The sequence below is a fragment of the Candidatus Protochlamydia sp. W-9 genome, from assembly GCF_001950615.1.
GTDB lineage: Bacteria > Chlamydiota > Chlamydiia > Chlamydiales > Parachlamydiaceae > Protochlamydia > Protochlamydia amoebophila.
This window is the reverse complement of the sequence record NZ_BCPZ01000103.1, coordinates 1-5,835: the sequence shown is the minus strand read 5'-3', so window position 1 is coordinate 5,835 and position 5,835 is coordinate 1. Positions and strand designations below refer to the sequence as shown.

The 5,835-nt window shown below is 33.7% G+C and carries 6 protein-coding genes; 5 read left to right on the top strand and 1 reads right to left on the bottom strand.

From position 1 onward, the window contains the following. Positions 1–686 precede the first annotated feature (686 nt). The 5 genes from nusB to BU804_RS02805 all read left to right on the top strand — a co-directional run bounded on the left by nusB (position 687) and on the right by BU804_RS02805 (position 4,857). Positions 687–1,235 carry a transcription antitermination factor NusB gene (nusB, locus tag BU804_RS02825; RefSeq protein ID WP_075882899.1) on the top strand — a complete coding sequence of 183 codons (549 nt, stop codon included), beginning with the start codon at positions 687–689 and terminating at the stop codon, positions 1,233–1,235. Beyond that, complete coding sequence (gene murB, locus BU804_RS02820; protein WP_075882898.1) at positions 1,204–2,103, top strand: UDP-N-acetylmuramate dehydrogenase; 900 nt, start codon at positions 1,204–1,206, stop codon at positions 2,101–2,103. The genes nusB and murB overlap by 32 nt, the downstream gene beginning before the upstream one ends. A gap of 3 nt (positions 2,104–2,106) precedes the next feature. Further along, a complete protein-coding gene (locus tag BU804_RS02815; protein WP_075882897.1) occupies positions 2,107–2,949 on the top strand; it encodes a PHP domain-containing protein in 843 nt (280 codons plus the stop codon). 4 nt (positions 2,950–2,953) lie between these two features. Next, positions 2,954–4,186 carry a bifunctional folylpolyglutamate synthase/dihydrofolate synthase gene (locus BU804_RS02810; protein WP_075882896.1) on the top strand — a complete coding sequence of 411 codons (1,233 nt, stop codon included), beginning with the start codon at positions 2,954–2,956 and terminating at the stop codon, positions 4,184–4,186. 209 nt (positions 4,187–4,395) lie between these two features. After that, positions 4,396–4,857: a hypothetical protein gene (locus BU804_RS02805; protein ID WP_075882895.1), complete on the top strand. Its 462-nt coding sequence runs from the start codon at positions 4,396–4,398 to the stop codon at positions 4,855–4,857. 94 nt (positions 4,858–4,951) lie between these two features. Here the strand turns inward: BU804_RS02805 and BU804_RS02800 are convergent, their stop codons facing one another. Next, complete coding sequence (locus tag BU804_RS02800; protein WP_158025003.1) at positions 4,952–5,449, bottom strand: hypothetical protein; 498 nt, start codon at positions 5,447–5,449, stop codon at positions 4,952–4,954. Positions 5,450–5,835: the final 386 nt, after the last annotated feature.

Here is a 5,835-nt window from a genome sequence, read left to right as displayed (position 1 = left end):
TTCATAAACAGCATCTTTAAAAGCAACATAAGTCTCAATTTATTATATATATAATTCCGCACTATAGTATGAGATTTTCTTTACTTTCCCATTTGTTAGCGATGTTGCCTTCCATAATCCCGTAACCCCCCATTGCCTATGAAATTATTTATACAACCTTTAACAAATTTGCTGACTCGGATTTGTTATCCCCCGTCTTTACCGAAGAAGTTGCAACTGATTTAGGAATCAATATTTCAAATACTTTGAATTTGCAAGAATTTATTTCATTTCTCACTAATCCTAATTGCCGTCCAAGCAAACTTTCTCGATTTATGCCTCGCGAACAAGCAGAAAATCTTTTTCTGCCATTCGCAAAGAATGCTTTAAACAGCATTCTTTTTTTTCTATCATTTTAATGGCGGGTGGATGGAATTTATGCTTCAATTTAATGAAAAAGCAAGATTAAGGAGAATTTATATTAAGCATAAAGATCTTAAGCAAAAATATGAAATTTCTATTTCTTAATAGTCTGAAACATCTCTATTATGCTAAACTAATTTCATTAGATTTCGTCAAGTTTATGGTTTTTGAGATCATCGTTTTCGATTATCAAAATTAGAAAAGTGAAACAAAAAAATTGGTTTTATCTTCCAACTGGAATTTTGCAAGAAGTCTATTTCTAAACTTCTACAATTTGGAAATTCATGGCACTATCTCAACAAAAATTTAGAGAAATCGTTCTGCAACTCCTTTACAGCCAAGATATCGCTCACCCTGATGAAAATATCATGACTGATCTGATCATGAATGAGCTATCTATTTCAAAAAAAAATGTTCGGCTCGCACAAGAGAAAGTTCAAAAAATTGTGGTTCAGTTAGCAGAAATCGACTCAAAAATTAGTTCTGTCTCGCTTTCTTATCACTTCAATCGCATTCAAACTGTTACAAAAAACATCTTGCGTTTAGGAGTTTTCGAACTTTTTTTTGAAACAGATATTCCTCAAAAAGTTGTCATTGCTGAAGCTATTCGTTTATCTCGAAAATTTAGTACCCCAGAATCTGCTTCTTTTGTAAACGCATTATTAGACCAGCTTTATCAAAAGAGTAAAGGAGAAGAAGTCAATTCAGATCTGCTTGTCGAAAGTTCTCAAATCCTTGAACAAAGCGAACAAGTCGCTACTGATTTTTCTTTAGAAAGTCCTCTTAGCAAAGAAAAACAAAATGAAATACTCGATTCCCATGAAAATACCTAATCAATATCAAACGAACTGTCTATTAAAAGAGATCACAACATTTGGAATTGGGGGCCCCGCTAAGTATTTTGTTGAAGTTCGCACAATTCCCGATATGCAAAAAACCCTTCTATTTTGTTATCAAAATGAAATTCCGTATTTTATTTTAGGAAAAGGATCAAACTCTCTTTTCGATGACCGAGGATTTAACGGACTTGTCATTGCTAATCGAATTGATTGTCTGGAAAAAAATGAAAAAGGTTGTTGGCATGTCGGAGCTGGCTACAGCTTTTCATTATTGGGATCTCAAACAGCAAGGCAAGGTTGGGAAGGACTAGAGTTTGCGTCTGGTATCCCAGGTAGTGTGGGAGGAGCTATTTTCATGAATGCTGGTGCGAATGGTCGAGAAACTGCAGACAATTTGATTAGTGTAGATTTTGTAGATGAGCAAGGAAAACTAATTCATTTTAAACGCTCTAACTTAAAATTTCAGTATCGCACATCACCTTTTCAAAATATTAAAGGTGCTATTGTTTCAGCCACATTTCAATTAAACGCCTCTCAAGAAGCTCGTCAAAAACAACTTTCTATTATTGATTATCGAAAAAAAACTCAACCTTACAAAGCAAAATCTGCAGGGTGTGTATTTCGAAATCCTAACTGTGGTCATGCAGGAGCCTTAATTGAGCAAGCAGGTTTAAAAGAAACAAAAATTGGAGGAGCTGCAGTCTCTTCTGTGCATGCTAATTTTATTATCAATAGCGGTTTGGCAACATCTCAAGACGTCTTAGCTCTCATTCGCCTCATCCAAGAAACAGTAAAAGCAAAGACTGGTGCGGAACTCGAAAGTGAAATACGCTATATCCCCTATGATGTTAATCAAGGTTAAACTATGAAAAATTTTCGAGCAGATTTACATTGCCACACAACTTGTTCAGATGGAACGGTTGATCCGCGCGAGATCATTAATTTAGCAATTAACTCTGGATTGCATGGCTTATCTATTACAGATCATGACACAATCGAAGCTTATAAAGATGCTGCTCCTTTCGCTCAACAAAAAGGACTATCTCTTATTTCCGGGGTAGAGTTTTCAGCCTCCCTTGGTCAAACAAGTGTACATATTTTGGGTTATGGATTTTCTTTAAAATCTTCTATTATTTTAGACTTTTGTCAGAAACATCATCAAAGACGATTGGTGCGCAATCAACTTATTTTAGAACGACTTACTTCTCATGGAATGACTCTTACCTTAGAAGAAATTTATCCTGAATCTTTAATTTCTCAAAAAAGCATGGGTCGCCCTCATATAGCTTTAGCAATGGTAAAAAAGGGTTATGTACCCAGTATTCAGAAGGCTTTTCAAGAGTATATTGGGGAAGGAAAAAGCTGCTACATTTCAGGACAGTCTTTTACAGTAGAAGAAACGCTTGATATAATTCATCAAGCAAATGGTTTAGCAATTATCGCTCATCCCCACCTCATTGAAAATATTTCCATTACAAAAAAATTGCTTCAGCTAAACTTTGACGGTATCGAAGGATATTATGGCCGCTTCCCTCGCGGAAAAGAGGATCGTTGGATTAAGATTGGAAATCATAAGAATTGGCTTATTACTGGAGGATCTGATTTCCATGGGGCAATCAAACCAGATCTCCCTTTGGGATGCTCATGGGTTAATCAAGACACTTTTTCCATTTTAGAAAACCACTATAAAAACAATTGCCATACCTAAATTTATGCCTTATTCAGAATTGATTCAACGTCTGTTCGCGCTTAATCTGCATGGAGGAATAAAATTAGGTTTATCAAATTGTGAAAAATTGCAAACGATCCTTAAGTTTCCTGACCATTCTTTTTCATCTATTCACGTGGCAGGAACAAATGGCAAAGGATCGGTGGTTGCAAAAATCGCATCAGCACTTGAATATGCTGGCTATCGCGTCGGAGCCTATACGTCTCCTCACATTTCCTCCTTTCGTGAGCGAATTCGCGTTAATGGAATAATGATTTCTGAGGCAGATGTTGAAAAAATTCTCTCCCAACTTTTTAATTTGACTGCTCAATATTCTATTCCTGCGACTTTTTTTGAACTGACTACTTTTTTAGCACTTGTCTATTTTTCTCGAGAAAAAGTTGATTTTTCCGTTTTAGAGGCAGGTTTAGGCGGGCGTTTAGATGCAACAAACATTGTCTCTCCCGTTCTTTCAATCATTACTTCTATTAGTCTAGACCATACAGATATTTTAGGTGATACCCTTGAAGCAATTGCTAAAGAAAAAGCTGGTATCATTAAATCGCACACTCCTGTCATTATTGGCCCACAAACACCTTACCTATTTATTGAAAAGCTAGCTTATCAAAAAAATAGCTTCTGCCATACTATAAAAAATCAATTTCCACTTTTCGATCAAGAAAACAATGCAATTGCCAAAAAATCCCTAGAAGTTTTAAGTGAAAACTGGGATATCCCTCAAGAGGCTATCTTTAAAGGGTTAGAAGCTAAACAACCCTGCCGTTTCGAAATTATAAATAATTCGGTAATTTTGGACGTCGCACATAATCCAAGCGGCCTTGCTTCACTGTTTGCAAAAACTCAAACTCACTTTCCAAATCAACCTTTGAGAATTTTATTTGGATTATCAAAAGGTAAAGATTTAGAGGGTTGTTTAAAAATTTTAAGTCGCCATGGAAATGCTTTTCACCTTGTCGAAGCACCTAATGGCAGAGGGATTTCATTTGATCAGTTAAAGCAAGGCCTTATGAACACAGGAATTGCGTCTACAGTCATTTATTCTCATATAAATATTCAAGAAGGAGTAAAAATAGCAATAAAGCAAGCAGAATCCAGCGGTCAACTATTACTTATTTGTGGCTCATTTTTTATTATGAGCCAAGTTAGGCAAGCCTTAGGTATGATAGAACACTTGGACTCAATAGAACTTAATGAAAAAAGCATGAATTCATATTAATTTATCAATTTGATAATTTAAAAAATAAAGGTGACTATTCCTAAATTTTTCGAATAATAGTCATTTTTTTTTGAATAACTCAAATTTTAGATTTATCAACTATTCAAAATCTGCTACATGCTTTAAATTAAAATGTTTGTATGACTTAAAACAAATGACAAAAACTTATTTGGCATTAACCACTTTTAAATGATAAAGGTACCTTTTTTATGTTTTTAACAATCATATTTTTACAATCTGAACCTCGTTTAGCTCTTTTAATTGCTGTATTAATTTTCTTTATCACCATCTTTTTAGTCATCAAAAAATGGATTGGTTTTTCTGTCGCTTTACTACTTCTTATTTTTTCTTTGGCAGCCGGCCTTGTGATTAAAAACCAACAATTTTTTGAGACATATGCAAGTGAATATCATCATCAATTCCATAATCAAGAAAATGAGGCATTTAAAAAACAAATTTTGCAAGCTTTAGATGATATAAAAAAAGAAGTGAATATTGAAAAAGAAAATTGTCATCAAGTCATGAATCAAGTTCAGGCCATCTTCGAACAGATGGATGCAGAGAAACAAAAACTCCAACTTTTTATAGAAGAAACAAAAGAAAAGTTTAAAAAAGAAGCTGCTCAACAAACGGTAAACGAAGAATTACACATTCCTCAAGATGTTCATTAATCAATTGAGAATCCAAATTCGAATTAACTCAGCATCGACCATTAGTTGGCTCGATGCTGAGTTTGCAAAGATCATTTGAAAATTGAATATATTCTCAAGTTTGTTCGACAATAGATGATTGTCCTTGTTCGACACTAGCTCTTTCTTCGGAACTAGGTATTCCTCGCATAGTCACTACTTCTTCTTCTATATAATCTTCACTAGCTATTCGTTGCACGTTTATAACTCTTTCTGTAAAGTACACAGCGTAAAATACAGAAAACGCTAATAAACCTGGCACAGCTATCAAATTTAATTTATACATCGTAGCAGCTAAAGCCGCATTGCATACGGTATCAACAAAGAAAAGTCCACTAGCAAGTTTTTTTTGCTCCACAAAACTATCTTCGCCTTTAACAATTAATAAACGAAGAATGTTGCGCGCTAATTCAGTTATTGCAAAAACTTTAGCTGTCTGGTGACGACTTACCTCAAACATTTTTCCATAAAAAAAACCAAGTCCTGCAGCTACAATTGTTCTTTCTGCTAAACGTGGTATTTTGTTACTATGGTTTTTTTCAAAGTCATGTTCTATAAATGTGGTATGTTCCATAACTGGAAATAAATTTATCATAAGAAACCTCCTTATGAAATACACAATGTTAATGCATGGCAATAAAATTCTTTGCCATTAATATTTTTTGAATAAGATTTTATATCTTTTCCATTTATCCAATTTTTTTTTACAAAACTTCAAGTGATTAACTTTCAATTTAGTAACAGTTTAATACTTCATCAATGTAAAAATAAATTCAACATATTTCAAATGTTTTCTTATTTTATTTTTTCGATAAAGTAACAAAAGATTTACTTATATTTCTTAAAAAACGCATTTACCTCAAAAATATATTTTAAAATGTGTGCTTAATAGCTGTGAGGATCGATTTTAACTTTCCCTCTAAATATATAATAAATGGCTGTTGTATAAGCAATCACAAG